The organism is Prauserella cavernicola (assembly GCF_016595675.1).
GTDB classification, from domain to species: domain Bacteria; phylum Actinomycetota; class Actinomycetes; order Mycobacteriales; family Pseudonocardiaceae; genus Prauserella_A; species Prauserella_A cavernicola.
The window spans coordinates 1-289 of record NZ_JAENJH010000073.1 but is presented as its reverse complement, the minus strand read 5'-3'; the positions used below and the strand labels follow the sequence as shown (position 1 = coordinate 289).

Sequence of the window (289 nt, the reverse complement as noted above, 5' to 3'; positions counted from 1 at the left end):
GTTCGAGGCCGAGCACCACACCGGCGTCGCCGCGGTGGCGCTGGCCGCGCGCCTGGGCCTCGACGACCTCGCCTGGCGGCTGGCCGCCGCGTTCCTGCCCTACTTCGACCTGCGCGACCACCACGACGACTGGCTGAGCACCCACCGCATCGGACTCGACGCGGCCAAGCGCACGGGTGACGCCCGCGGGCAGGCGATCCTGCTGCGCAACCTCGGGCAGCTGCTGATCTAACAGGACGACTACGACGGCGCGCTGGCCTCGTTCATGCGCGCGCACGCGCTGTTTCTC

At 72.3% G+C, this 289-nt stretch carries 1 protein-coding gene; it reads left to right on the top strand.

Translation table 11 applies throughout. The annotated features are described in order from the left end of the window. Positions 1-232, top strand: a 232-nt coding sequence (locus JHE00_RS34750; RefSeq protein WP_200326452.1) for a hypothetical protein, incomplete at its 5' end; no start/stop codon positions are given. Positions 233-289: the final 57 nt, after the last annotated feature.